General features: G+C 47.6%; 20 protein-coding genes. 4 read left to right on the top strand and 16 right to left on the bottom strand.

Annotated elements, in window-relative coordinates:
- Nucleotides 1–6: 6 nt before the first annotated feature.
- The 11 genes from SPIBUDDY_RS12645 to SPIBUDDY_RS12595 all read right to left on the bottom strand — a co-directional run bounded on the left by SPIBUDDY_RS12645 (nt 7) and on the right by SPIBUDDY_RS12595 (nt 17,604).
- Entirely contained in the window at nt 7–1,503 is a 1,497-nt protein-coding gene (locus tag SPIBUDDY_RS12645; protein ID WP_013608159.1) for a sugar ABC transporter ATP-binding protein, read from the bottom strand.
- Nucleotides 1,504–2,019: 516 nt separating this feature from the next.
- Entirely contained in the window at nt 2,020–3,003 is a 984-nt protein-coding gene (locus SPIBUDDY_RS12640) for a MarR family transcriptional regulator (protein WP_013608158.1), read from the bottom strand.
- Nucleotides 3,004–3,153: 150 nt separating this feature from the next.
- A complete protein-coding gene (locus tag SPIBUDDY_RS12635; protein ID WP_013608157.1) occupies nt 3,154–3,516 on the bottom strand; it encodes a hypothetical protein in 363 nt (120 codons plus the stop codon).
- A 78-nt stretch (nt 3,517–3,594) separates the two neighbouring features.
- A complete protein-coding gene (locus tag SPIBUDDY_RS12630; RefSeq protein WP_013608156.1) occupies nt 3,595–6,786 on the bottom strand; it encodes a YDG domain-containing protein in 3,192 nt (1,063 codons plus the stop codon).
- Nucleotides 6,787–6,795: 9 nt separating this feature from the next.
- On the bottom strand, nt 6,796–7,626 hold the full coding sequence (locus SPIBUDDY_RS12625) for a hypothetical protein (protein WP_013608155.1): 831 nt from the start codon (nt 7,624–7,626) through the stop codon (nt 6,796–6,798).
- 160 nt (nt 7,627–7,786) lie between these two features.
- Nucleotides 7,787–9,073: an ATP-binding protein gene (locus SPIBUDDY_RS12620; protein ID WP_013608154.1), complete on the bottom strand. Its 1,287-nt coding sequence runs from the start codon at nt 9,071–9,073 to the stop codon at nt 7,787–7,789.
- Nucleotides 9,061–9,807, bottom strand: coding sequence for a LytR/AlgR family response regulator transcription factor (locus SPIBUDDY_RS12615; RefSeq protein WP_013608153.1), 747 nt, complete (start codon nt 9,805–9,807; stop codon nt 9,061–9,063). The genes SPIBUDDY_RS12620 and SPIBUDDY_RS12615 overlap by 13 nt, the downstream gene beginning before the upstream one ends.
- Before the next feature lie 190 nt (nt 9,808–9,997).
- Nucleotides 9,998–14,335 carry a YDG domain-containing protein gene (locus SPIBUDDY_RS12610; protein WP_013608152.1) on the bottom strand — a complete coding sequence of 1,446 codons (4,338 nt, stop codon included), beginning with the start codon at nt 14,333–14,335 and terminating at the stop codon, nt 9,998–10,000.
- 9 nt (nt 14,336–14,344) lie between these two features.
- Entirely contained in the window at nt 14,345–15,412 is a 1,068-nt protein-coding gene (locus SPIBUDDY_RS12605; RefSeq protein WP_013608151.1) for a hypothetical protein, read from the bottom strand.
- A 171-nt stretch (nt 15,413–15,583) separates the two neighbouring features.
- Entirely contained in the window at nt 15,584–16,870 is a 1,287-nt protein-coding gene (locus SPIBUDDY_RS12600) for a GHKL domain-containing protein (RefSeq protein WP_013608150.1), read from the bottom strand.
- Nucleotides 16,870–17,604, bottom strand: a complete 735-nt coding sequence (locus tag SPIBUDDY_RS12595) for a LytR/AlgR family response regulator transcription factor (RefSeq protein ID WP_013608149.1) — start codon at nt 17,602–17,604, stop codon at nt 16,870–16,872. Before SPIBUDDY_RS12595 ends, SPIBUDDY_RS12600 begins: the two co-directional genes overlap by 1 nt.
- Nucleotides 17,605–17,809: 205 nt before the next feature.
- On the opposite strand from SPIBUDDY_RS12595, the gene SPIBUDDY_RS12590 reads away from it, so the two are divergent.
- Nucleotides 17,810–19,168, top strand: coding sequence for a sedoheptulokinase (locus SPIBUDDY_RS12590; RefSeq protein WP_172634202.1), 1,359 nt, complete (start codon nt 17,810–17,812; stop codon nt 19,166–19,168).
- A gap of 13 nt (nt 19,169–19,181) precedes the next feature.
- On the opposite strand, the gene SPIBUDDY_RS12585 is transcribed toward SPIBUDDY_RS12590, so the two are convergent.
- Nucleotides 19,182–19,862 carry a GyrI-like domain-containing protein gene (locus tag SPIBUDDY_RS12585; RefSeq protein ID WP_013608147.1) on the bottom strand — a complete coding sequence of 227 codons (681 nt, stop codon included), beginning with the start codon at nt 19,860–19,862 and terminating at the stop codon, nt 19,182–19,184.
- Nucleotides 19,863–20,533: 671 nt separating this feature from the next.
- Between SPIBUDDY_RS12585 and SPIBUDDY_RS12575 the strand changes: the two genes are divergently transcribed.
- Together SPIBUDDY_RS12575 and SPIBUDDY_RS12570 are read left to right on the top strand one after the other, a co-directional pair.
- A complete protein-coding gene (locus SPIBUDDY_RS12575) occupies nt 20,534–20,992 on the top strand; it encodes a hypothetical protein (protein WP_013608145.1) in 459 nt (152 codons plus the stop codon).
- Nucleotides 20,993–21,237: 245 nt separating this feature from the next.
- On the top strand, nt 21,238–21,804 hold the full coding sequence (locus tag SPIBUDDY_RS12570; RefSeq protein WP_013608144.1) for a recombinase family protein: 567 nt from the start codon (nt 21,238–21,240) through the stop codon (nt 21,802–21,804).
- Between the two features lie 102 nt (nt 21,805–21,906).
- Here SPIBUDDY_RS12570 and SPIBUDDY_RS12565 read toward each other — a convergent pair whose 3' ends face one another.
- Nucleotides 21,907–22,833: a helix-turn-helix transcriptional regulator gene (locus tag SPIBUDDY_RS12565; RefSeq protein WP_013608143.1), complete on the bottom strand. Its 927-nt coding sequence runs from the start codon at nt 22,831–22,833 to the stop codon at nt 21,907–21,909.
- Between the two features lie 97 nt (nt 22,834–22,930).
- Here SPIBUDDY_RS12565 and SPIBUDDY_RS12560 point away from each other — a divergent pair, with 97 nt between their 5' ends.
- Entirely contained in the window at nt 22,931–23,569 is a 639-nt protein-coding gene (locus SPIBUDDY_RS12560) for a DJ-1/PfpI family protein (protein ID WP_013608142.1), read from the top strand.
- A 19-nt stretch (nt 23,570–23,588) separates the two neighbouring features.
- Here SPIBUDDY_RS12560 and SPIBUDDY_RS12555 read toward each other — a convergent pair whose 3' ends face one another.
- The 3 genes from SPIBUDDY_RS12555 to SPIBUDDY_RS12545 are packed head-to-tail and all read right to left on the bottom strand — an operon-like array spanning nt 23,589 to nt 25,199.
- The gene (locus SPIBUDDY_RS12555; RefSeq protein WP_013608141.1) at nt 23,589–24,116 is read right to left on the bottom strand and encodes a hypothetical protein; all 528 of its coding nucleotides are present in this window, start codon (nt 24,114–24,116) and stop codon (nt 23,589–23,591) included.
- A complete protein-coding gene (locus tag SPIBUDDY_RS12550) occupies nt 24,106–24,855 on the bottom strand; it encodes an ImmA/IrrE family metallo-endopeptidase (RefSeq protein ID WP_013608140.1) in 750 nt (249 codons plus the stop codon). Before SPIBUDDY_RS12550 ends, SPIBUDDY_RS12555 begins: the two co-directional genes overlap by 11 nt.
- Before the next feature lie 8 nt (nt 24,856–24,863).
- Nucleotides 24,864–25,199: a helix-turn-helix domain-containing protein gene (locus SPIBUDDY_RS12545; RefSeq protein WP_013608139.1), complete on the bottom strand. Its 336-nt coding sequence runs from the start codon at nt 25,197–25,199 to the stop codon at nt 24,864–24,866.
- Nucleotides 25,200–25,607: the final 408 nt, after the last annotated feature.

Raw genomic sequence — 25,607 nt, 5'->3', positions numbered from 1 at the left:
TCACTCCTATCCTCGTTGGGTAGCCAAGGCCATGATTCGTTCCTGGGTTGCCTCTTCGATATTGAGAATTCCGGTGAGTTTTCCTTCGCACATGACGGCGATGCGGTCACTCATCCTGAGAATTTCGTTCAGTTCGCTGCTGATCATAATGATTGACTTACCTTCTTTAACCAGGTCGTTCATCAGGTGGTAAATCTCGCTCTTCGCCCCTACGTCGATACCGCGGGTCGGTTCGTCGAAAATGAGCACCGAGCAATTCTTGATCAACCATTTGGCGATGACTACCTTCTGTTGGTTTCCCCCCGAGAGGTTTCTGACAAACTGGTCGAGCGAAGGGGTTTTTACATTCAGCTTCTCTACATACTCGCCAGCGATTTTGACGAGCTTCGCCCGGGGGAGGAAAAGGGAGGGGCAGAGGTCATCGTAGGATGCCATGACTGCATTCTCTTGGACGGAGAGCTTGATAGCCAAGCCGAAGCGTTTGCGGTCTTCCGAGAGATATCCGATACCGTTGCGTACGGCATCCTGAGGGTTCTCGATGAGGGTTTTCGTGCCATTGATGAATATGTTGCCGGAGGCTCTGTCGGCTCCGAAGAGCGCGCGCATGGTTTCGGTGCGTCCTGCTCCCATAAGACCTGCAAAGCCAAGGATTTCACCTTTTCTCAGCTCGAAGGAGATGTTCTGCACCAACTTTCCGGCATTGAGATTTTCAATTTTCAGAACCACCGGGGCATCGGGGGGAACGGTACTTTTGGTTTTGGGCTTCTCGTAGATTACCCGGCCGACCATCATGTTGATCATCTCATCCTTGCTCAGGTCCTTGGTTTCCTTGGTACCGACATACTCACCGTCGCGCAGTACGGTGACTCGGTCGGTGATGACCCCGATTTCGTCGAGGCGGTGGCTGATGTAAATCATGCCTACGCCTTTTTGGGCGAGATCCTTCATTATGATAAACAGGTCGTTGATCTCTCGATCCGTCAAGGCTGCGGTAGGTTCATCGAGAATGAGAACTTTCAGGTTGTGTGAGACTGCTTTGGCAATTTCTACCATTTGCTGCTTGCCTACGGTAAGGTTGCTCACTTTCTCCTGGGGATCGATATGCATGTTCAGCTTCTCAAAGAGCTCTGAAGCACGCTTGTTTTGTTCCTTTTCATCCAGTAGCCAACCATTGCGTTTGGTTGCCTCGCGACCTATGAACAAATTCTGGGCAACGGTAAGGTGCTCCATCATGTTCAGTTCCTGGTGCACGATTGCAATGCCTGCATCCAGTGCTTCCTTGGGCCCCTGTGGATTGAAGAGCTTGCCAAGGTAGTGGATTTCTCCTGAGTCCTTCGGGAATATTCCGGTCAGTGCTTTCATCAGAGTCGATTTGCCGGCTCCGTTTTCACCAACCAGTGCATGGATTTCGCCTTCGCACAACTCGAAGTCAACACCCTTGAGTGCATGAACGCCGGCGAACCGCTTGTCAATGGCTTTCATTGACAGTATGACGTTTCTCATGGCCGCATCTCCTTGCCAAGTACCATGTTCACATGGCTTATTGCATCTGTCAAGGATTGGACTGTAATCGTTTACAATTTTACTAAGGTTCCTGATAGCATCAAAGATGCAATACGTTTGGAGGATACAGAGTCCATATGGCTAGAAACCTTGAGAGCTAGTAATTACCCATATCCAAGAACTCTCTGGTGATTACAATGCCAATCTGTTTCTCCATGGGACACCCATTGGAGTAGTAGTCGTACCCCAATGTTGACATGGATATATTCATCTACAGGGATCGATCCTTTCTTTGGATCTTTACTGTTTGAAATACACAACAGATTACATAAGCATCATTGCAAAGCTAAAAATTTGTAGCACACCTGTTTGGTACATAAGCATAGTCACTGTCCGGGAAAATCTCATTGCTAGGTTTAGAGAATCTATAGAACTGGGGCTTACCTGAGTTCTTCTCTTGGACTGTATACCCTTCTTCATGGATAACATCCCAAAATTCCTCAACAAACGAGGCTTTTACCACGAAACGCTCTCCTTCAATGTCTGTAGCGCCTGTTCAGTTCTTTCGTCGTACTCCCCGGTGAAACTCAACAGCAACGAGATGATATCTACCGTTTTGCTTGGTACCAATAAAGTAGGATCATACTTCCAGATTTCAACAGGAAAGCCTCCGAAGTCCAAGAAATCCTGTTTACTTATCTTCTGAAATTCCTGCTGGTTTGTTTTACGCCTTGGTATGACGTACGATCCATCCGATGAATCCTCTGAAAGAGATGTAAGAGAGGCCAAAGCCAACATTCCCCCAAGCAACACGTTGGTTGGTTTTTCTGAGAGGTAGATGGTTTTAAGCACTGGTGATTGTAAATATGGTTTAGCTGCTTCCAGTAGCTTATGGTTGGAGGTGCTGGCAGGTGAAAGTAACTTCTTCGTTCCTTCACTCGTCACCGTGAGGAGGCCAAGCTGTTCAAGCGAGCTTATTGCCCTGGTGAGCGTTGCCTTTGATAGTTTCAGGTGTTTTGCCAAATCTGTAGCCGTAACTGCATGACTGGATTTCAGATAGTAGAAATAGAGAAAAACAAGTTGTGTACCTGGAGCCATCGCCTCCGGCAAGGGGAGCGTACTCCTTTTCTTTTCAGTGAACACACACCCAATAAAGGGAAGGTATACTTGTGCATCGGGTACCAAGAAAGGAATCCTTAGTTGAATAAGTACACTGCGTTGCTGTGTACGCAATAGGGAAAAAACCAAAGCACAAGGCAGACCAGTCAGCTGAACTACTTTTGATAGATGCTTGACCAGAGTGGGTAATCGATACTCTTGCGTAACAGGTCCCATAGCAATGAACTTGGTTAGCTGCATGGTAATAAGCAGGAACTGGTAGCCTTCAGCTAGATAGAGTGGAGAAGTCTTTGGCAATGAATACTCGTGGATGTCAGTTTCAAATCCGAACAGAGATTGCAAATATCGATTCAGTGTATCACGCTTTATTTGTACCATCATACTAGTAATGTACCGCTAACAATGAAACAAGTCAAAATAAAAGAAACAATAAAGAACCTATCAGCGTAAGTCCTAGAGTACAAACCGATTCTCAGAAGGGTAACCTAGATGTTTATTCCATACATAGGGACGATAAAGACAGAACTTTCTTCATTTCCCAGCATCCAAGAATTCGCTATCGATTACGATGCTCACCTGTTTCTCCAAGGGAAAGCCATTGGAGTAGTAGCCATACTCAACGGAAGTGGTAATCCCCTCATGCTCAATAGCAACGACATAGCAGCTATCACTCTTGGTAGCCTTCTTCAAGTTGAGTTGGAGAGTCTTTGTCTGACTGCAGGCAAGTGTGGAAGATGAGGCGGCAAGTTCGGAATTGTGGATGGGGTAAACAGAAACCGTTTGTATGGTACTGCCCAAAGCGTTGGTGAACGTGAATGCTATCCTCTGATCGGGAAAGAGAGAACAGGAGATGAGAAGAATGCTCAGTACTAGGGAAAACAATAGGCGTTTCATGCTAAGAGTATATTCCTACGTGACAACTATAGTAATAAAGATTCCCTGCCAAGCAATTGCCTGGCAGGGTAGATACCTTTAGAAGTAGCGTACTGCCCTGATAGGTGTTACGGCAGGTTTATCGAACACATGGTTCCGCATATCCCCATCAAAATAAACTGCATGGAAATATGGCCACGGGTCCCAGCCAGGTTGAGTAGACTCTGAAGAACTCATGTAGACACTGGCAACGAAATTGCCGATGACAACTCTATTGTCTCGTAGTTTCAACAACTCATGCCACGAAGGGAGGAACCAATCATTGTAGTCTCCATTGGTATACAAGCGTGCTTCTTTTGCACCGTACATACCTATCTCGCTGCCACCAAGGGCCAGGATGATGGCATCGGTATTAGATGATCCCGTTCCGATTCCGATTCCCGTGCCAATAGTCAATGTAGTATTAGTGGACCATTTACTTCCATTGGTAGACGTATCAGATTTGGCTGCGATCAAGCCATGCAGTTGTCCTTCTACGTACCCAGGATCGTAGGTTTGGTAGATGTACCCTACCACACCTCCTGCGTAGTAGTCTCCGATTGCCAAGTCTTGCTCTGCGACGTTGAGCACTAGGTCAGCTCCTGGGAAGGCTGTTGGTGTCTCCTTATACCTGATTTTGACTTTTGTAGCGGAAGTTGTTGATATCATGGCCCTGCCCCGACTGTCGATTTCGAGTTCATCATATGATCCATACGTCGTCCCATCCGTAGAGATATTTGCCTCCAGTCCTGTCTGATTAACATCAAAGCCAGTTACGTTGACGATTGTCTTTGTTGCAGGTGAATACGGATAGTATGCACTGATGGTTCCGCTGAAAGAAGCTCCTGCAGCTTTTGATATGTTTGCTGCTGTGCTTACAACCTGACCCTTATAGTTACCCGCTGTCGCATTGATAGCTACTTTGATGGAATACCCGATATCAGCTTCAGTCAAAGTATACGTAGATTCTGTTGCACCAGCTATAAGCCCACCATTACGCACCCATATATAGGTTGGAGCAGGCCCGGCATTTGTGAGAGTTGGAACAGCTGTGAGGGTCTCGCCATACGTCCAGCTGCCAGTAAGGATGACAGAGCCCGTCATAGTGATTGGTTCGATGATCAGCGTACCTGTATCGCTGGTATTGAAGCTGTAGTTGGTTGCACTTCCTCCCGATATGGAGATTTCATAGTTTCCCGTATCGGTGGTGGTAGTGGCTGCAGTAGATGCAGTCGGTGCAACATAGTCGCCGGCTGTTAAGGCCGTCTCGCCGTTCACAAAGCCCGTAACGGATACAGTGAATACAGGGTTCGCAGTTCCATAAGTCTTTGAGTAGTCTCCCACCGTCGCTGTCAAAACAGCCTTGTTGATCGTCAGCGTAGCCGTCTTGTCGGCAATGGCCTCGTAATTGGTGGCATCGCCGCTGAAATGAGCGGTAGCGGTGTAGGTTCCTGCATCGGTCTTCGCATTGTCGGTGTAGGAAACAGTAACGCCTGAAGGCAGAGTCCCGGAAATGGGCAGGCTCTGCTCGGTCCCGTTGTACGTAACCGTCTTGTCGGTGAAAGAGACTGCGCTCATATCATACGTGGCCTTGTTGATCGTCAACGTACCTGTATCGCTGGTATTGAAGCTGTAGTTGGTTGCACTTCCTCCCGATATGGAGATTTCATAGTTTCCCGTATCGGTGGTGGTAGTGGCTGCAGTAGATGCAATCGGTGCAACATAGTCGCCGGCTGTTGAGGCCGTCTCTCCGTTCACGAAACCTGTAACATTCACAGTGAATGAGGGATTTGCTTGACCGTATATCTTTGTATGATTTCCAACAGTGGCCGTCAGCCGCCTCTTGGAGATTACTCCCGGGAGGCTACTGTTGGAAGAATCTGCCAGTAACGTATAGTTATTGGCATCATCACCTCTGAGGTTATAGGTTACTGTAATTGTCTTCTCATCACCCGCGGTTGCCGAGTTATAGGAAGCCTGGGCATGAATTTGCACATCGTCACCAGGTATCACATCATCTTCGTCGAGGCTTCCGGATGTCGTAAAAACAGCTGTTGTGCCATCATACTCCTTGGATAGTTGGATGGAAGGAAGATTGGCAGTAAGTGCTTTCCTGGTTATCGTACCCGCAAAACTTGCGTCGTCGACTGGCTTGAGGTAGTTGTCCTTGTCATCACCAGTGAGGGCATAGGTAACGGTGATCTGCTTGCCCGTTCCTGCATTTTTGTCTCTATACACAGCTGAGGCAGTTACCGAGACCTGTTCCGAGCCAATGACGCCAACCAAGCTTCCTAGGTTGGAAACCTCGGCTCTGGTTGCATTGTCATACTCCTTGGAAGTATCAACACTGGTTCCTGTGATGGAGAGCTGCTTTTGCTGAATGATGCCTGTCACCGCTGCGTCGACCGGCTTGAGATAGTTGTTTGCATCAGCGCCTCCAAGGAAGTAGGTAACGGTGATGGTTTTACTGTTCCCTACAGAGGAAGAATCATAGACAGCTTGTGTGTGAACAGTCACCTCATCCCCGCTGAGCATACCACTCAGAGTTCCCGGTGTAATGCTTCCTTGCACGGTATTCGTCCCGTCATATTCCTTGGTCGTGGTCAGAGAGGTACTGGTTATCGTCAGCTGAATCGGCGTGTATGCAGGGACGGTGACGGTAAGACATTCGCTAGCCTGAAGACCATGTGCAGCAGCATATCTGACTTTGTATGTCCCCGGTATAAGCAAGGTGATACCAGCAGAGCAGGCGCTAAAGGGAGCATCCTCGGCAGCTGAAGCAAGTCGGTACTCCATCTTCACCGTTGTTCCTGCGACTGAACCCTCTCTGGAATCGTGACGCGAGGGTCCTGTGATGGTGAACGCACTTGCCAGCGGCGTGCTCTGGCTGAATACCACCAAAAGCGAGGTGTCGACAATCTGGCCTTCTTTGAGATCGACCGCCTTGGTCCCGATTCCTATCTGACTGCCTTGGTCGTCGAACGCTTTAACGCTTAGGTTCCATCTTCCCTGCTTCAGTTCAGTGAGTGTATGCCTTGGCGGGGTTATATTGTTCAGGGTGAATCTGGTAGCCGTATCGACTAAATTCCCCTCCAAGGTATAAGAGGCCACCTCAACTTCGGGAGTGTCCAAATCGATGGTCAGACTGATGTTCCCAAGCGTAGCCATCATATCGCTGCAACCAACGAAGCTAAGCAGAGTGCAAAGTATCACGATAGATATGATTGATAGTGTTGTATTGATGTTTTTCATGGTTTTTTCCTAGAAGTTGAAGCGCATTCCAGCTTGGACGCCATACAGTGCTGCGACCCTTGATTTCTCGAAGAACATGACACCCAAAGGAGCGATGAAGAATGCATGAGCTTCACAGAATGTGTAGCTGAAGGTGAGCGCAAGGCGTGCCTGCTGGTCGACAAAAACCTCAAGCGAATCCGTCCCATCCAGGTCTTGGTCGCCGTCGAGGATGTGGAGGACCAAGCCGTAGCCCGCCTCAGGTGCAAGATCCACGCTCTTTCCCAAACGTATCCTGTAACCAAACCCTGCTGAAATGTTGACCGCCTGCATCACATTAACCCAATCAGACTTTGAAGGTCCTCGGCTGTATGCGCCTTCCACGTATCCGTACAAGGGCTTGTGTTCGTCGACGCTGAGGTTGAACTTGACAGCTCCCCCGATCACTGAGGAATAAAGCGTGGAACTCGAATTTGTCGGGAACAACGCATACGGTTTAAGCTCCATCGAGTCAATGAACAACGGTTTCTTGAGAGTCGGCAGCGTTACGTCCCAGCTGTTTGTCTGCTCGTCGTACCGGTACTCATAGCTACGGCTCCAACCCTTGTTTGGTTCTTTTTGCTGAACGAAGAGGACATCCTGTATACTGTCGAATGCTTGAAGTGACAGGATGGGATGGTCGGCATTCACCTCTTTCCAAGGTCCTTTTGCTTTGTGTCCGGTTTGGTACCGGATTGCCACAACCTGCTCGGAGGTCGGTTTGATTACAATCGGCAAGGGTGAAGCCGAAGCATAAATCGATAGAGAAGATGCAAGAAGCAGGAGCGCAGTACAAACCGCTGTCCGAACGCTGAGTTTCATGGTTAAACCCCTCGTGCAAGAACGACCTTTGTAATTGTCTCTCTGTTGATAAAAGAACAAAGTACTGAGTCGTTTGTCAGAAAATTTGGAATAAATTCTAGCTGATTACTCACAGCAAGAACTCGGATTTACATAAATAGTATGTTTTTCTACTTAGATATTACATGAACAGTTGTACGGTAAATATTCCCTGATCGATGTTATAGATAAGCTCGGCATGGTACTTCGCTGCAAACGCGACGACGCTTTTGGTCCCGATACCATGGCCTTCCCTGTTACTTATAGGCAGACCATCAGCATCGAGGACGATATTCTCCCTGCATGGGTTTGTGATTTCCAACAGAATTCGCCCTTTTTGAAAGCAATGGAAAGAAATACATTTCTTTCGGTCTTCCTGAATGGACAGTGTGCCTTCTATTGCATTCTCCAAAAGATTTGCGATAACCATGGAAAACTCGAGAGAATCGAAGGGAAGTTGAGCCGGCACAGACAGGTTTATAGTTGTCTGTACCCCTTGTTGTTCTGCCATTTCAGCATAATAACTGGTTACTGCATTTACTGCTGTATTCTCACAATAGACTTTCGTTGCCGGTTGTTTTGTTGCAAGCTGTACTTGTAGGCAACCTATCGCTTCCTGGGTTTCGCCTTGCTGCAACAATTGCAGCAGCATACCGTATATATGTCGGCGGTCATGAGATGCAAGGTTGTTCTGGTAGACAACCTTATCCATGAGATCAAGTTTCTGCGCCATCGTGGAAGCTGCTTGGGAGAGTAGGGTTTTTTCGTACTGCATGCTCAGGTTTTCCGTCTCCAAGGCGTGTATTACACTATAACGCTTGAGTGAATAGAAAATGGTCCCGTATGCCGCTGTTGCAAGAACGACAAGCAATAAGAGCGGCCAGCGATACGTCTGTAAGGTTCCAACTATATCGGTGGTTGCATAAAAGGGATAAGAGAGGATCAAAAAGAGGCAAATTACCAAGACTGAGAATATCGGCCAGTTATCGGCCGCAGACCGATAGAGTGGAAGCAGGTATCGATTGAATAAGAAAATTACCAGCACATAGAGAACCAAGCGCGAGAGTGTATGAATGTGAGGAATGAAGGGAAAAAGCATTCCAATTTGGAAACTGGCGATGACGATCATAATCATGATGTTCATCGTTGTCAGATAGTTGAATGCCCACTGCATGGTGCTTGTTTTGGATAAGGGTTTGAGAAAAATGCCCAGTATGATGATGGTAAGCAGATTTACGTGTGATACTGCTGTGAGGTCGGCATACAGGTATAGATACATAGTCGAACAGATATCGGCCAGGAATACCAGGGTTGCCGCGACGATGGTACTGGTCCTTCCGTATTTTGATTTGGTCAGGGTGAAGAGGAGCAGGACGTTCATGACAGCCGTAACACTTCCCCGTAGGATGTTGCTGATCAGGTCCTGCATCGTTCAGTTTCCTTTGCAACCAGATACTGCATGTAACCAATTCGTACTGCCTCATAGTGGTTTGTTGCTATGGGAATGCTCTGTCCCGACCGGAGCGTGAATTGAGACTTGGTAAAGCTGTCAACATGTTCCATATTCAGCACATAGGAGACGTGCGGCCTGATGAAACGCGAGTCTTGCAGCAGGGGCTCGATATGCTGTGAAAATGTACCTTTGATCACGCACGTGGTAAAGCATCGCTGCCTCGTGAGCGTATAGGTCACGGTGTGTTTTGAGTATTCACAAGAGAGGATTTCCGAGTATCGGATTACCCGGATTCCCTCACGAGTTTTTATAAGGCAAGTTTTCTCCTCTGAAAGATTCAACTTGGAGACAACCAGTTGCAGGGTACTGTAGAATTGTTGCTTGTCGATGGGCTTGATCAAGTAATTGATGGGGTGTGTTGCAAATGATTGCAGCGCGAAGTTTGGTTCATTGGTGGCGTAGAGTATGAATGCTTCCTGATCGTATTCCCTGATTGCTTTTCCCACTTCCAACCCGTTGATCATGGGCATTACTATATCCAGGATGTAGAGATGATAGTGTTGTTTTTCACACTTGGATAAAAGTCTGTCGGGGTGATCGAATTGGTGGATTACAGCCCCGATTGCGTTTGCCTGGATAAACTCTTCTGTATAGGAGGCAAGCAGGCTCAATTGGGTGGGATCATCATCACAGATGGCAATATCCAGCATACAGTATCCTTGCAGAACAAACCTTAGTTTTAACTAAAATACTCTACCGTATAACTGAACAGAAGTCTATTACAAACTTGTGAGAAGTGTGTAAGAACAGCCGGATTAACCGATTATAAACGGGTAATACCCAGCATGGTACTAAGGAAAATACCCCCGCCAAGCAGATGCTTGGCAGAGGTAGGGTATACTAGAAATTTCGGACGGGACGGACGAAGTAAGCGTATGTTTTCGGAGAATTTGAAACCAATATTGAATTGCCACTATTGGGATTGAATTCTATCGCATGCACTGTATCACCTGTATATGCCGTTTCTTCGCGCGACCACGCCTTTTCCTCAGTGGAACTCCAATAGAATGATGCTGGTGATGCGAAATTACCGATAGAAACAAACGCTAAGCGCATTTTATATAGTTCATCTTTTGAAGGCAGGAACCAGTCGGAATATCCACCTCCCCTGTAGTTGCGAGTCATACCTGCAGCATAGGATGACGCTGAAGAGCCGATTGACGTAACAATTTGATTGGTATTATTCAATCCTGTTCCGATACCTGATGATGTTCCCACAATGGTAGTCGTACTATTCGACCAAGCAACTCCTGTGGATGAAACGTCATTTGTTGCTGCAATCAAACCATGAACTTGCCCAGCTATGTAGCCAGGGTCCCCACTTACAAAGAAATAGGCCACAATACCACCCTGATAATAGTCTCCGATCGCAAGGGCTTGGGAGGTGAGAGCAATCTCCTTTGCAGGTCCTGCCGCTAGAATGTCTGTCTCTTTCACTCTGATCCGGACTTTGGTAGCAGTAGTTACCGTCGTAGTGGGGACTATCATTGCACGATTACGACTATCTACTGCAATATCGACATAACTGCTGAATGTTGAACCATTGATGGCAACAGCCGCCTCGAGGTTAGTTAAGTTCGTAGAGAACCCTGTAACGTTGATGACCGTCTGGCTTGCAGGAGACGCAGGAATATAGCCCATTATGGTATCACTGATTGCAGGGCCGGCAGGCTTCTGGATGGTCAGAGTTCCCGTGTCAGTCATAGTGAAGCTGTAGTTGGGGGCGCTGCCTCCTGATATGCGAATCGTGTAGGTTCCTGCAGCAGAGGAGGAATTGGTTCCTGCTGTTGCAGTAGGAGCGGTATATCCCCATATATTGGTAGCGCTATCCCCTGCAACAAAGCCGGTGACATTGACGGTGAAGGCAGGGACAGCAGATCCGTATTGCTGGGTATAGTCTCCCACCGTTGCAGTCAAAACTGCTGCGGTAATTGAGGCAGTTTTGCTTGTATCACTATTCAGGTAGTAATTGTTGGCATGAGTCCCGCTGATGGTATAGTTAATGGTAACGGCCTTGTTGGTTCCTACATCATCACTAGCAATACCAGAGAAATATGCAACAACATTGCTCAGAGTTACAACATCACTTCCAATCACACCGGACAGCGTCCCTTGTGATGTGATGGTGATTGTAGATGTTTTATCATACACCTTTGATGCAGGGAAGACAGTGCCGATGACGCTCAGTTGTTTCTTCTCAATGGATCCCCAAGGGAAAGCCCAGACTGGTGGGGCGTAATTGCTTGCATTGGGGCCATCCAACGTGTATTTGACTGTGATCTTATTATAACCACTCGTTGCATAGGTAACGTCGGCCGACTCATAGCTTGCAGCAGCTTCTACGGTAACCTCTTCTCCTGACACCACGCCGGAGAGAGTCCCTGGTGTGACGGTACCAGCGACAGCTGTTGTGCCATCGTAGACCTTTGTTATTGTCTCCAAGGTAGGATCACTAATCGTAAGCTGCTTCTTTGAGATTGAGCCTGCTCTTGTCAATACCATGTCAATTGGCTTGAGATAGTTGTTCTTGTCGTCTCCTGAAAGCGTGAACACAAGTCCAATCACTTTATTGGTCACTGCTGCAGCAGAGTCATAAGTAGCTGTTGTCGTTACTGTTACAGTATCGGGCGAAAGCTTTCCAATCAGAGTTATTTGGGGAGCTGTTGCAGAAGTGGTACCGTCATACACCTTGGTGGAAACATAGTCTTCAATCCTGGCATCAAGTTGTTTTGGGGTAATCACACCTGCTTGTGATGCAATTGAGTCAACTGGTTTGAAGTAGTTGTTCTGGTCTGTTCCGAATAAGGTGTACGTGAGAGTAATGGGCTTGCCTGTGCCTGCCGCTTTTGTATCGTAGGCAGCTGTTGCTGATACGTACACTGAATCACCGGAAACAACACCTGCCAATGAGCCGGGTAATCCCACCGCAGCGGAAGTCGTCCCGTTATATACTTTGCTTGCTGTGATGGTTGTTCCTGTAACGGTAAGCTGCTTCTTGGTGATAACTCCCTGACTTGTTGCTAAAACATCAGCGGGTTGTATGTAGTTGCTCTCATCGGCACCAGCGATGGTGTAATGCACCCAAATCGATTTATCTATCTCTGCAGATTTCGTCACATATGCAGCCGTTGTTGCCAACGTCACCGTGTCTCCTGGAATAACACCACTGAGGCTGCTGTATTGCGTAATCTGTGCACTCAGCGTCCTGTCATAGATTTTCGTCGTTGCTACTGTTGTCGGTGTGGTCACCTGTAGTTGCCGTTTCTGAATTACGCCTGAGCGCACATAGCTCTCCGGCTTGATGTAATTATCCTTTGCATCACCGGTAAGCGAGTAGACAACAATGATATCTTTGTTTTCACCCGCTGTTTCCGAGGTATAGGCGGCAGTGACGCTGAAATCGACTGCATCACCTGCTGCAATGCCCGAGAGCGTACCGGACACCGTGATTGCTGCAGCAGTATTTCCATCATATACCTTGGTCAGGGTGAGCTCTGTCCCTCTGGCCGTCAATTGTTTCTTGGAGATTACACCCGCAATGGTGGCTGCTGGGTCGATTGGCTTGAGATAGTTGCCCTTGTCGATTCCCTCCAGGGCGTAGGCAACGGTGATTTGCTTTGCATTTCCCGCAGTAGGTGAATCATAGGTTGCAGTTGCCGTCACCCGTACATCCTCGCCCAGGACCTTTCCATCGAAAGAAAATGTGGGGGATGCTACAGAGGTCGTGCCGTCATACACCTTGCTGGAAGTAAGGGCAAGATTCGAAACAGTGAGTTGCTTTTGTGTGATCTGCCCGCCATTGAACGTAGCATTCTCAGGCACCAAGTAATTGGTGGTATCGCCACTGATTGCATAGCGGACGGTAATTTGTTTTCCACTTCCTATCGTAGTGTCGGAATAGGTTGAAGTTGTTTGCAATGTCACAGCATCACCAGGTACAACCCCTATGAGATTCCCGCTGTTCTGTAGCTGAGCTGATGGAGTGCCGTCGTATTGCTTGGCAAGTATAGGTTCAGTGCCGGAAACAGTGAGTTGCTTCTTGGTGATTTCTCCAATGAAGGAGGAATCGTCAATTGGTTTAAGATAGTTAGCGGCATCAGTATCACCCAGCGTATAGCTCACTGTGATTGTTTTATCGGTCCCTGCAGAGTTGTCACTGTATGCTGCACTTGCAGAGACGGTGACGGTATCGCCTGTCACAATTCCAGAGAGGGCGCCGTGGGAGATGACCGCCGAAAAGGTCTCTCCATCATATACCTTGGAGTTGGTGATGGTTGTTCCCGAGACGGTAAGCGGCTTCTTCTCAATGGATCTCGTTACAGCCTTGTCGACCGGCTTGATGTAGTTGCCTGCATCAGGTCCATCGAGGGTGTAGGTGAGCGTGATGGTTTTCCCGCTTCCAGATGATTTGTCGTCATAGGTTGTCCGGGCACTTACGGTTACCGTGTCAGTTTCCCGTACCCCGCTGAGGGCTCCAAGCGTAACGGTGCCGGACACCTCCGTCGTCCCGTCATAGACTTTGCCGGTGGTCAGCGTCGGGTCTGCGATGGTCAGCTGGATCGGCTGGTACTGCGGCACGGTGACACGAAGCGGCTCGCTTGCCCTCAGGCCGTGTGCGGCTGCGTACCTGAGCAGGTACGTGCCGGTCCCCAGAATGGTAGTACCTTCAGTACATGCCGTATAGGGGGTGTCTTCCGGCTCCGATGCCAGCCGGTACTCCATGTTCGCCGTCGACCCGGATAAAATGCCGTCAAAACTGTCAAAGCGCGTGGGGGCTGAGAACGTGAAGGAGCTTGCGGCGGGTACGGCCTGGTTGAAGACGACCAAGAGGGTGGTCTCCGCTATCTGGCCTTCCTTGAGGTCGACGCGGCTCGTGCCGGCGCCGATCTGGTCCCCGTCGGCGTTGAAGGCGGTGACAGTGAGATCCCACGTCCCTTTCTTCAGCGAGGAGAGCGAGTGCCTCGGAGGGGTGATGTCGCTTATGCTAAAACGTGTATTGGGAGTGTTGTGCAATCCCTCCAAGCTATAGGATGCCACTTGTACATCGGGGGTGTCCAGGACGATGGTAAGGCTGATGTTCCCCAGCTTTTCCATCATGTCACTGCAGGCGGTGAAGCCGAGCAGGACTGCGGCAAGCACGAATAGACTGAGTAGCATCGTTATGGTGGTTTTTTTCATGGCAATCCCCTAGAAGTTGAATCGAAGGCCGGCCTGGAGGCCCAACAGGGTCCCGATGTTGCCTTTCTCGAAGAACACGACACCCAGCGGGGCGGCGATGAGGGTGTACTGTTCACAAAGGGCGTAGGTGAGGTTCAGTGAGAGGCGGACCTGCTGGTCGATGAAGGGCTCGAAGGACTTTGTCCCATCCTCGTCGAAATCCGCATTCAGCAGATGGAGCACAACCCCGTAGCCGAGCTCGGGGGCCAGCTGTAACTTTTCGGTAAGGCTGAATCGATACCCCATCCCCACCGACATGTTGAGCGCCTGCATGGTATCGACCCAGTCGGACTTCGACGGGCCCCTGCTGTAGGCGAGCTCCGTGTACCCGAGGAGGGTCTCTTGCTTGTCCAAGGCGATGTTCATCTTCAGCCCGGCCCCAATCACATACGAGTAGTAGGTGGAGCTCTTGCTCAGCGGGTAGAGGTTGTACAGCTTCAGGTCCAGCGATTCAACGGGACCGGATGTTTCAGATCCAATAGGAGAGACCGTCCAGGACCTTGCCGATGGGTTGTATTTGTATTCGTAGCTTGGGCCCCAGTTCTGGCTGTCCTGCGACTGCTGGACAAAGAGCCTGTCCCGGTTGCTGTCGAATACCTCAAGCACCAAAACGGGGTTGGATGCATCCATTTCTGTCCACGCATCGGTTGCCTCGGCCCCGGTCTGGAAGCGTATGGACCGGACCTTCTCCGAGGTTGGCCTGATAACAATCCGGATCGGGGGGATAGTCCACCTTTTGTCGGAGGGGTTGTATTTGTATTCATAGCTGTAGTTCCAGGAAAGTTTGTCCACCGACTGCTGGACGAAGAGGCTGTCCCGGGTACTGTCGAAGCTCTCAAGCACTAGAACTGGGTTGGCTGCATCCATTTCCATCCATGTATTGGTTGGCTCTATTCCTGTCTGGTAGCGTATGGCTTGGACGCTGGCGGAGGCTGGCTTGATTACGACCTGCAAGGAAGTGCTTTCGGCACATAACGATACGGTAGAGAGAAGAAGCAGGAGAGCTGTGCAAGCTGCCGTCCGAACTTTGAATGCCATGATGAGACCCCTCTTACTCGGTTGGCATTCAGCTGCATACTTGTGAGGAAAAGGAACATGCAGGGAGTGCCAACCAAAAATCTGTTTGGGTGTTAGCCTAGCAAATTCGGATGGGGGAGAAAGAGTTTTTCCTTAAAAGGCTTGAGTTCCTACTTATAAAGCAAGGAGAAGTTAGACGAGCAGTCTCACTCTGAACTGACCGCCCTCTACAGAGTAGAGCAGTTCTGCATCGTACTTGGCCGCAAAGGCTGCGATGCTCTTGGTTCCCACTCCATGGCCTTCCTGATTAGTGAACGGAAGCCCATCGGGGCCTAATTGTACTGTTTCCCTGCAAGGGTTGGCTATTTCAAGCAAGAGCCGTCCGACCTGGTGGCAGGTGAGATGGATATATCGGTTCTGGGTTTCACTCAAAAGAGAGACTCCCTGGATCGCGTTCTCGAAGAGATTCGATACCACAAGCGCCAATTCCAGCGAATCGACAGGCAATTGGGCTGCAATGGTGAGGTTGATGTCTGTCTGAATGCCTTTCTGTTCTGCCATATCCACGTAATAACTGACTGCGGCGTTCACGGCTTTGTTTTCACAATAGATTTTGCTAGGACTTGTTTTGATTTCATTCTGCTTTTGCAGACAGTCCATGGCCTCTTCAATCTCTCCCTGTTTCAGAAGGCCTAAGAGCATGCTGTTGAAGTGTCTGCGGTCATGGGAGACGAGGCTGTGTTCATAGGCTATTGTATCCATGAGCATAAGCTTCTCTGTCATGGTAGAGGCTGCTTGGGAGAGAAGTATTCGCTCATGCTGCATATTCAGGTTTTCTGCTTTCAATGCATACATTGCAGTAAAGCGCTTCAGCGAATAAAAGACTGTCCCATAGGCGGCTAGGGAAAAAGCGACCAACAGGAAGAGAGGCCATTTGAACATAACCAAGGTATTTTTGATGTCGTCAGTGATGGAGAAGTAGTAGGACAGATTGAGGAACATGCAGATTATCAGGGCAGCGAACATCGGCCAGTTGTTGACAACCGACTCGTACAAGGGGCGAAAGAACCTGATAAAAAGTACGATGACCAGTAGGTAGAGTACGAAACGGATGAGGGTATTGGCATACTGTGGCACGGGGAAGAGCCTTCCCATATGAAAGCTGATGATGATGATCATCATCGCAATATTGAGGGTTGTAAGAAAGTTGAAGCACCATTGTATGAAACTATGCCTTGTGAGGGGCTTGAGGGCTAGTCCGACTACGATAAACATCACAATATCAAACCGGGATAGGGAGGTAAGGTCTTCCTTCAGATAGAACCAGAGCGTGAAGGCGATGTTGCTCACAAAGACCAGTACTGCAGCAAGGACGGTACTTTTACGTCCATATTTTGGTTTGGTCAGGGAGAATAGGAGCAGGATATTCATGAATGAGGTGACACTGCCCCGCAGGATATTGCTCAGTAGATCCTGCATCACAGCTGTCCCTTCGTTGCCAGATAATCGAGGTAGGTATCACGTATCGTGCAATACTGTTTGGCGACTATGGGAACTGAAAGGCCCGATCGAAGGGTGAATCTTGTTTTGGTGAAACCCTCGACATACTCCATGTTCAGAATGTAGGAGACATGGGGCCGTAAAAAGCGCTTGTCTTTCAGTAATGGTTCAATATGATGAGAGAACGTACCTTTTATTACTTTCGTGGTTACAGTTCTGGCATCCGTGAGTGTGTAGATGACGGTGTGATCACAGTATTCGCAGCACACTATTTCTGAGAACCTGAGGACTCGCATTCCCTCTTGGGTTTTCACCGTGCAGGTATGCTCTTGCGGGAGATTAAGTTTGGAGACGGCAAGCGAAAGCGTCCTAAAGAGTTGCTGCTTGTCGATCGGCTTTAGCAGGTAGTTGATGGGGTTTGTCGCAAACGATTGCAGAGCGAAGCTTGGTTCAGAAGTTGCATAAAGAATAATGGCTTGTTGATCGTGTTCACGGATGGTTTTGCCTACTTCAACCCCGTTGAGCATGGGCATGACAATATCCAAAATATACAGGTGATATCGTCGTTTTTCACAGGTTCGCAAGAGTTCATCAGGATGCATGAATTGGTGAATGGAGGCTTGGATGTTATTTTCTTGCACAAATTGAGCTGTATAGGAATGAATCAGCGCCAGCTGGCCGGGGTCATCGTCGCAAATGGCAATATCTAGCATACCTCTTCCTTGTCGTGCAACACCAAGATTCAGACTGGTTTACTGTACTGTAAATGGAGAGAGAAGTCTACGAAGAATTTGTTGGAGGGATGTAAGATGAGAGATAAATATGCAGATAAATATGCAGATAAATATGCAGAGCATATATTCTCTTTTCTTGTGGTTCCAGGTCACGTATACTACCCTTACGAATGAAGGATGTAGTATGGGTAGGGTACATGTCGGACTTGATATTGGTACAACGAATATTTCGATGGTGGTCTTGGACCTGAATGGAGGCACCTTGTTGCCTGCCCGCTCGATTCCCAATGTCCAGCTGCAGACTGGCGAGTCGTATGCCTATGCTCAGGACCCGCATGCGATAGAGAGCGCTGTGCGAACACTGCTTTTGCAAGTGAAAGAACCGATAGGCTCCCTGTGCGTGACAGGCCAGGTACACGGTATCGTCTACTACGATGCTTCGGGAATTGCTGTTTCTCCGCTCTACACCTGGCTCGACCGGAGGGCCATGGAGCAGGTGGACGGAATGGACTCGCAGCAGCTGTTGTTTGAGAAAACCGGAGTACATCTTCCTTGCGGCTATGGCTTGCTTGCCCACTATGCCAACAGAAGACTCAAAAATGTCCCTGCTGAAGCTGTAGGTTTCTGCGGGATTCTGGAATATATAACAAGTCGCTTGGTGGGAAAAACGATCGATAAGTCTGATCCAAGTTGTCTAGGTCCGTTCGGCGCTTTCGATCCGGTTTCCTCTCGTTTCAATGACAGAGTCATCGAAGAAGTGTTCGGATTGAAAGAGTCCCGGTTTCTAGATGCCTGCTCTCCCTTTGAGTTGGCTGGATATACCCCTGAGGGTATTCCCGTGGCCTTCCCTGTTGGTGACAACCAAGCCGGTTTCTTTGGTATGGTTTCCGACTGGCCTCATTCTGCGTTGGTCAGCATGGGAACCAGCGGTCAGATTTCCTTGTTCAGTACTTCACCTGTTTGTCCTGCCTCCATGGAACTGAGGCCCTTTCTTGGCGAAGGATATTTACATGTCGGGGCAACGTTGACTGCAGGCAAGGCCTATGAGACCCTCCACCACTGTATTGCTTCCATTATCAGCAGTGCTGGAATGAAAATTTCTGATGAGGCTGTGTTCGAGCTTATGAAGAAAGAAGGGAAAAGTCATGGTATTCCTGGTTCCCTGGCTGTCGATACGAGGTTCAATGGCTCAAGAAAGGAGCCGAATGCCAGGGGCTCGGTCAGTTCCATCCAGTTGGACAATCTGACACTGGGGAATTTAGTAGTGGGAACAATCGATGGGATTGTAGATGAGTTATATCAATTCAGCGTTGAGGCCTCTGAGGTGTTCCTAGCAATGGAAAGAATTATTGCAACCGGAAGCTCAGTACGAAAAAACTTTCTATTTCAGGAGGCACTGGATCGGAAGTTCAAGCTACCGACCAGCATAGCTCAAGTAGATGATGGGGCAGGCTTGGGAGCTGCGCTGATCGGGGCTGTGGCTGTAGGGGCTTTGAGCAAGCAAGAGGCGAAATCCTTTGTTGGGAGCATGTTGAGGGCGTAGTAGGGGATTTTGATCAGCTATTTTTTCGGATGGGGAACAACATGAAGGCTTTCCCTGTTGCTGGGTCTGTGAAGTCTTGAACTGCACCTGCAAGAGGCATTTTATGAGCCTTAAGAAAAGCAATCGTTGTTTCAAAGATAGAAGCTGACCAACACTCAACTGAGAGATATTCAAAACCTGGGATTGTCCAGCATGTCCAACCATCAGGGGTCTGTATATCGTCAAGGCACTCAACTCCTGCAAGGTATAATCCTCGAGTAAAATTCTGTTCCCAGGGCTTGAAGGACCGAGACATGTCGCTCATCAGACCCCAGATGCCGCATACCTTCCCATTGCTGTCCTTCTTCGCATACGGTTCTATGTGGTCGAAGTGATTGTTGGCTTCCTGCCAGAGTCGTTGCACAAATCCAGGTCCTTCTTCTGTTGAACCTTCCTTCCCCAAAACTGAGAAGCTGGCTTTTTCTCGTATTGTGGAATGCTCGGGCAGGCGAAGAAACATTATATATTGCTCTTTCATGGAGATTTTGTGGCAGAGCCAGCCATAGGCGTGAAGGTCCTTCTTGTAATTCAGGAAGGCATGGTTGATAGGAAACCCCAAGATTGCTTGTATTTCAGCAAAAGACAGTGTCAAAGACTGTACATCCTTTTCTGCAATGTACTGCCAAAGTGGTTCGTATAGACTGTTCTTCTGCATGGTCCTCTCCATTGCTAACGTGAGAAAAGTATAATGCAGCACGGGACTGCGCTCAACAGGAGGTGATAGTGAGAGATAGCACAATATTTTCTTTTTTGCTTGAAGCAAAATGCAATGACTTTCTGAATACAAGACAGTTGCGCATCCTAAGGAGGATGCCTTGAGTAGAGAAGAAAAAGGAGAGGAGTTATACAATTTGTATAATAGTTGACATATTTTATACATAGTGTATAATCTCAAATAGAGAAGTGATCAATTCACGGCCGAACTATTGTTTTAGCGATTTTGTGCAGGCATGTAGAGAAACGCTATCAGGGAAACACGTAAGCGTGGGATTGGAAAACTGGGTACACAAAGATGCTTATAATGATTTTAATTTGACGACAAAGAGTCAAATCCTCGAGTTCATTACTGCTGGTGGTTTAGAGAACATGGAATTTGTGAATTCAACCCACTATAGAATTAGCAATGAATTCCCTCCACCGATTTGTGATGCCTATACGTTTTCCTCAGGCTCGATTTGTGGCTACATCTCGATTTTCTACAGCCAACAGAATCAAAGGTGGATTATCAAATCTCTTCATCGCTGTCGTAAACGAGATGAGACTGATTTTGCTCTTGCATTCAGGAAGGCCGGGATGCTGAATGATGAAAAAAATGAGGAGTGAACTATGAAATGTTCCTATTGTGGAAGTGATTCTCTGGTAATACAGGAAGCAATATTTGCATTGAATGAACCCTTTGCTCAGAAGAAAACTGTACCTGTGAAGGTGATACGGTGCGAGGCCTGTGGATTTGAAGAGGACGATCCAGGCAATGATGTACTTATACAGAAAGAGCTTGCCTTGCAAAAGCAATCATCCATGGTGAATATTCTGAATTACCTCAACGAACAGGGGTATTCCAATGCCTCGATGGAGAGATCCCTTGGATTGCCTGCCAGAACGCTGGCTAGATGGAAAAATGATAGTGCAATAGTGCCTTCTGCTGCAGCCTTGGCTCTCATGAGGATAGTCCGAACCTATCCGTGGATCCTCCAAGTCGCTGATGCCAAGTTCGATGAGGAGATAGCATGCTCCTTACTCAGCCATGCGACAGTTGAATCGACGAGAATGAGGTCCCTCGGCTGATTACTATTTGATGCATGCCATAGGTTGAACATTCTCAGGAATTGGTATATCACTATGCTGCAAGTACTGTTTGACAAGGATTCCTATAAACTGTTTGAGGATAAATTCTTATGTACTATCGCATCCTTCGCTGGTGCGTGGATTGAAACGAGCCCTATTATGAAGTAATAGATGGATTGGAACCTGTTGATTGGGGAGGAATCCCTGGTATCGACCTGACATTGAGAAGAGAACGTTATTATAGGGTGGGAGTAATACCCACGTTCATCAGTGAACGCACTCCAGCTGCGAACCGAGTAAATCTGCAAGAGGAATTGCGTAGAGCGAATCTGGACTATCTCAACCGCCTGCAGTGGTTGATCAACACCGATACAATATATACAGGCGATAAGCTGGTGGTACAACAGGATGGATTCAACAACTTCACCGGTCTCTCAATCAAAAGTGCACAATGGCATGCACTCTCGATTCTCCAATTGCTGGGGATGAGACTTCCGATCGACATCCATGGCACACATTTCTCCGAGCTGGAACGTAGTACTCTCATCAAGGCTTATCTGATCGAGTATGAGTTTCTTGCAACCAAGCGAAGACAGCAGCAGAGCAGGGGCCAACTGGAAGCTAGGGAGCGGGGTGTCTATACTGGAAGAAAGCCCATTAAGGTACCCCTGCCGCTGTTGGATGAGGTGAGACAGAAGCTGAATGCAGGCCGCATCACGCTCAATGAGGCTCTTACAATCACCAAGCTATCAAAGGCGACGCTGTATAGGCGATTCAAGGAGTTGGAAGAGTCTCAGAAAATGAAAGTATAACTTAGTGAGACTACGCGATAGTGTGATAGAAGCCGAATGTTCCTGAGTCAAGAACAAAAACGTAAAACCGTTCCTAGCGCAGGGACGATGGAGTGCAGACCACTAGTACAAGGCAGCCATAGCCAGTATGCGACGTTTCATTTCTGTACGGATATCTAGTGGTTCCAAGCATTCACACTCCGTACCAAAACCGAACAGGATCTGGTAGTAGTAGTCATTCTCCATGAAGGGAAAAGCAACGATGTAGTGCTCAGGTCCGTCAGGCTGGAAGTGGTCATAGGTGCAGTATTCGAGCACCTTGTCCATGACCGATGTATGAATCCGAATGGTGATGGTTGTGTACAATGGAGCCAAAGCATCCGGATACTCAAACTGTGGCTTAGGGCATTCCTTGGGAATGAACGACTGCTCAAGCATATGCAGGTTCAGTGTCCTGGATAGCCTGAACAATCGGAAGTCCTTTCGTGTATGGCAGTATCCCTGCCAATACCAATGACTGTTCTTCAACACGAGTTGATAGGGCTCGGCTGTCCTGGTGGTTTTTGTCCCATGTCGGTCTACGTAGTCGAAGGCGAGCAGGTTGTTTTGCTGCAACGCTGTTTTCACCATTTCTACATAGGGTTGTACATTCCTGTTGCCCAGCCAGGGACTCAAATCGATGTATAGTTGGTTGGCCTTCAGGGAAATGTCCTTTGCTTTATCAGCAGGAATGAAGCTTTTTACCTTCGCAAGGGCCTGCACCACTTCTTCAGCACGTACCATGGAGGAAAGGCTGGATAGCCCCATCAGGATGGCCGAGAGGTCGGAACTGGAGAATACCTTCTTTTCCAGCTTGTACTCCTCCATAATCTCAAATCCACCGCCTACCCCTGGTGTCGACCGTATGGGAATACCCGCCATGTTGATGGTTTCAACATCGCGGTAGATGGTGCGTTGTGATACCTCGAACATAGCTGCCAACTGCTGTGCACCTATACGCTTCTTGTCAAGGAGCACCATGATAATGCTTACAAGCCGGTCAATTTTCATCGTTGGTTTCCTAATTCTTTTTCATTGTTGCCATACTGATGTCAACAATAGCACAGCACAGTGGAACAATACAGAAAGCAATCCATGAGGAGGAGCTATGCGTACTGTCTATGTGTATGTACTTGATACGTTGGCCGACTGGGAACTGGGGTATGTGACGGCGGAACTGCACAGTAGTCGCTTTTTCAAGAAGGATGCTGAGCGGATATCTCTTAAAACGGTGAGTTGTTCCAAGGATCTGGTCATAACGATGGGAGGCCTGAAGGTCGCTGTCGATTGCCTCGTTGATGATATTAACGTAGGTAATGCAAGTGTGCTGCTTCTGCCGGGTGCCGATACATGGAGCGATCCAAAACATGGTGCCATCATCAAGAAAGCAAAGGAATTGCTTGCTGTCGGTGCAACGGTCTGTGCGATCTGCGGCTCTACTGTTGCGCTTGCTGATGCAGGGGTGCTGGACGAACGAAGACATACCAGCAACGGACCTGGGTTTTTGGAGATGGTTTCTCCCTCCTATAAAGGCCAGGCATTGTACGTTGACCAAGGGTCGGTAACTGATGGCAACTTGGTTACTGCTGGTTCGACCGCTTCGCTCTTATGGGCGAAACAGATTATTGAGCTCCTGGAGGTGTTTGAAGAGAATACGCTGGAAGCTTGGTTTTCTTATTTCAGTACCGGTGAGCCCAGTCATTTCTTTGCCCTCATGCAAACATTGCAATCCGGCAATGAGAGCTGATCATTTTCGATGCTTTTACCTACTGGTGCAGATAAAGATAATCGGAGAATGTGGCATTTGGCAGCTTACGTCGCTTAGCTAACATTGAAGCCCAAATTGTATTGCCTTGTGCTTCGGTAACTAACTTCTGATTGAGAGCTGCCTCTAGTATGCTTGGAGATGTAATGTGCTGTAAGTTGTATATCTTTACATAGTGAGCGACATCTCGCAGATTATTGCTGGCCAACAAACCATCGTTGATGATTGCCAAGGCTATGCATGCGGCTTCTCCGTTTCCAATGGCCATTCGGCCTGCTTTTGGCGAGGTTAGTGTAGAAAATATTTCATATGCTTTAGAATCGATAAGAATATGTTCGATTTGCAGTTGCTGGTTGGCTATCATACTATCCGTTTGGGCTTTAAGGTGCGGAACTTTAGATATCTCTGAATATGTTTCATACGGGATGAATAGTCTTCCAGGATAGAGGGATTGTAGTACATTTTCATGCTTCACCCACAGAAAGGCCGATAAACAATCAGTATCGAAATATATAGGATCAATCAACATACTCATCCTCAGTCTCAGGGCCGAAAACTATGTCCGCTCTGAATGCGTCGAGGAGGTACTCTTCATATTTCCCTGTTGAAATTTTGTTGTCGCTTAAGAGTTGTTCTGCTTTTTCAATGTAGTAACCCAATGTGGTCTTCTGTCTTTCTACTGGTCTAGGTTCATAGAGTGCCAAATCATATCCAAATGCAGAAGCGGTGATTTTGACGTTTTGTTCCATGCTTTTCGAAGCTTCTTGTGAGAGTAGTTTTTCTTCACGTAATCGGAATAGTATGGCTTTCCTGCTTACCTGAAAGTATTGCTCCAGATCAACTATATCTTTCGTGGTGAGATTGCGATTCGAACCGTTACGCAATTTTGCTATTCGTTCGTTGAGGGCTAACGGTGGTATCAAAAGATATGAAGCGAACCTATCGGCATTCCTCTCTTCAATATCCCCAGAGTCAATTTGTGTTGGGCATATGTTGGTTGTATTGGTCTTGTCATAACAGTAATGATACATCTCGTGTGCTAAAGAGAATCTTTGTCTTCCCAGGGTTTGTGTTGAGTTGATGGCTAACACTGCCGATGTAGGACTTTTTACGCATATACCACTAATATTTTCTCCAAAAGGGAATAATACTAGCGTTGCGGTATCGATTTGGCTCACAATTGCAAAAATATCAAGAGGAGATGTTGAGTCCTTTCCCCATCTGTGTCTAGCTTGCTCTGCATAGGTTCTGAGTTTCATTTTATCCATAGGTAATCCTAATTGGAAAACTGGTCCATCATCATTTGATTCAACACAATCTTATTGATTTCTGCTAGTGACACTAAGTCTTTCATGCTGGCATTATCAGTTCTGAAGGAGAATTTCAGAGACGTGTTGCAAGGTTCTCCTGAGAGAATCTTGCTTGCCGGGCAACAGTATAACATAGCGAGTTTCTCTAAAGTTGCAGAGGTCATTGCCCGATCCCCATTTTCAAATCTTGCAATGAGGCTTTGGTCAACTCCAAGATAATCTGCAATATGTTTCTGCATCAATCCTGACTGCTTGCGAAGTTCTTTTAAGCGATTACCGATTGCAACGTTATCGATAGTCATGTTCGTACTCCTTACTTCTTTCTCATTTCTAGTATACCATAAATTGTCATAAAAGAAATATAGTTAGTACTCATATTTATGACAACATCACGGTAGTTAGGCTTTGTTGATTGAGAATTGTAAGCAAGCTAAACATGACACTTTTACATTCGTTCTCTGTACTTGGAAATACTCTCAGAACCGTAAGTTACTATTACAAGGCTGGTATATTGATTTTCCATCGTATAGATTCTTTTTGCATTGCCGAATGTTTATCTCCAGATTCTGTAATGCTTTCCTCGGTTACTCCGGGAAATATTTTGATCACGTGTACGTTTCAGATTCCCAAGAGTTGATATGCCCTTACTACTGCTTTCCATAGAGAGATTTTTAGACTAAACGAGAATGATGTATGCCACATTTTTGAAC

It is taken from the genome of Sphaerochaeta globosa str. Buddy (genome assembly GCF_000190435.1).
Lineage (GTDB): Bacteria > Spirochaetota > Spirochaetia > Sphaerochaetales > Sphaerochaetaceae > Sphaerochaeta > Sphaerochaeta globosa.
The sequence above is the reverse complement of the archived record's forward strand: the minus strand, read 5'-3'. Positions and strand labels throughout refer to the sequence as shown.

What these genes read in the sequence shown, in the direction of transcription:
- SPIBUDDY_RS12615 (WP_013608153.1), bottom strand. Translation starts at nt 9,807, where the DNA reads ATGCTGGATATTGCCATCTGTGATGATGATCCCACCCAATTGAGCCTG.
- SPIBUDDY_RS12635 (WP_013608157.1), bottom strand. Translation starts at nt 3,516, where the DNA reads ATGAAACGCCTATTGTTTTCCCTAGTACTGAGCATTCTTCTCATCTCC.
- SPIBUDDY_RS12605 (WP_013608151.1), bottom strand. Translation starts at nt 15,412, where the DNA reads ATGGCATTCAAAGTTCGGACGGCAGCTTGCACAGCTCTCCTGCTTCTT.
- SPIBUDDY_RS12560 (WP_013608142.1), top strand. Translation starts at nt 22,931, where the DNA reads ATGCGTACTGTCTATGTGTATGTACTTGATACGTTGGCCGACTGGGAA.
- SPIBUDDY_RS12630 (WP_013608156.1), bottom strand. Translation starts at nt 6,786, where the DNA reads ATGAAAAACATCAATACAACACTATCAATCATATCTATCGTGATACTT.
- SPIBUDDY_RS12555 (WP_013608141.1), bottom strand. Translation starts at nt 24,116, where the DNA reads ATGTTGATTGATCCTATATATTTCGATACTGATTGTTTATCGGCCTTT.
- SPIBUDDY_RS12610 (WP_013608152.1), bottom strand. Translation starts at nt 14,335, where the DNA reads ATGAAAAAAACCACCATAACGATGCTACTCAGTCTATTCGTGCTTGCC.
- SPIBUDDY_RS12545 (WP_013608139.1), bottom strand. Translation starts at nt 25,199, where the DNA reads ATGACTATCGATAACGTTGCAATCGGTAATCGCTTAAAAGAACTTCGC.
- SPIBUDDY_RS12645 (WP_013608159.1), bottom strand. Translation starts at nt 1,503, where the DNA reads ATGAGAAACGTCATACTGTCAATGAAAGCCATTGACAAGCGGTTCGCC.
- SPIBUDDY_RS12625 (WP_013608155.1), bottom strand. Translation starts at nt 7,626, where the DNA reads ATGAAACTCAGCGTTCGGACAGCGGTTTGTACTGCGCTCCTGCTTCTT.
- SPIBUDDY_RS12565 (WP_013608143.1), bottom strand. Translation starts at nt 22,833, where the DNA reads ATGAAAATTGACCGGCTTGTAAGCATTATCATGGTGCTCCTTGACAAG.
- SPIBUDDY_RS12585 (WP_013608147.1), bottom strand. Translation starts at nt 19,862, where the DNA reads ATGCAGAAGAACAGTCTATACGAACCACTTTGGCAGTACATTGCAGAA.
- SPIBUDDY_RS12550 (WP_013608140.1), bottom strand. Translation starts at nt 24,855, where the DNA reads ATGGATAAAATGAAACTCAGAACCTATGCAGAGCAAGCTAGACACAGA.
- SPIBUDDY_RS12640 (WP_013608158.1), bottom strand. Translation starts at nt 3,003, where the DNA reads ATGATGGTACAAATAAAGCGTGATACACTGAATCGATATTTGCAATCT.
- SPIBUDDY_RS12590 (WP_172634202.1), top strand. Translation starts at nt 17,810, where the DNA reads ATGGGTAGGGTACATGTCGGACTTGATATTGGTACAACGAATATTTCG.
- SPIBUDDY_RS12575 (WP_013608145.1), top strand. Translation starts at nt 20,534, where the DNA reads ATGAAATGTTCCTATTGTGGAAGTGATTCTCTGGTAATACAGGAAGCA.
- SPIBUDDY_RS12600 (WP_013608150.1), bottom strand. Translation starts at nt 16,870, where the DNA reads ATGCAGGATCTACTGAGCAATATCCTGCGGGGCAGTGTCACCTCATTC.
- SPIBUDDY_RS12620 (WP_013608154.1), bottom strand. Translation starts at nt 9,073, where the DNA reads ATGCAGGACCTGATCAGCAACATCCTACGGGGAAGTGTTACGGCTGTC.
- SPIBUDDY_RS12595 (WP_013608149.1), bottom strand. Translation starts at nt 17,604, where the DNA reads ATGCTAGATATTGCCATTTGCGACGATGACCCCGGCCAGCTGGCGCTG.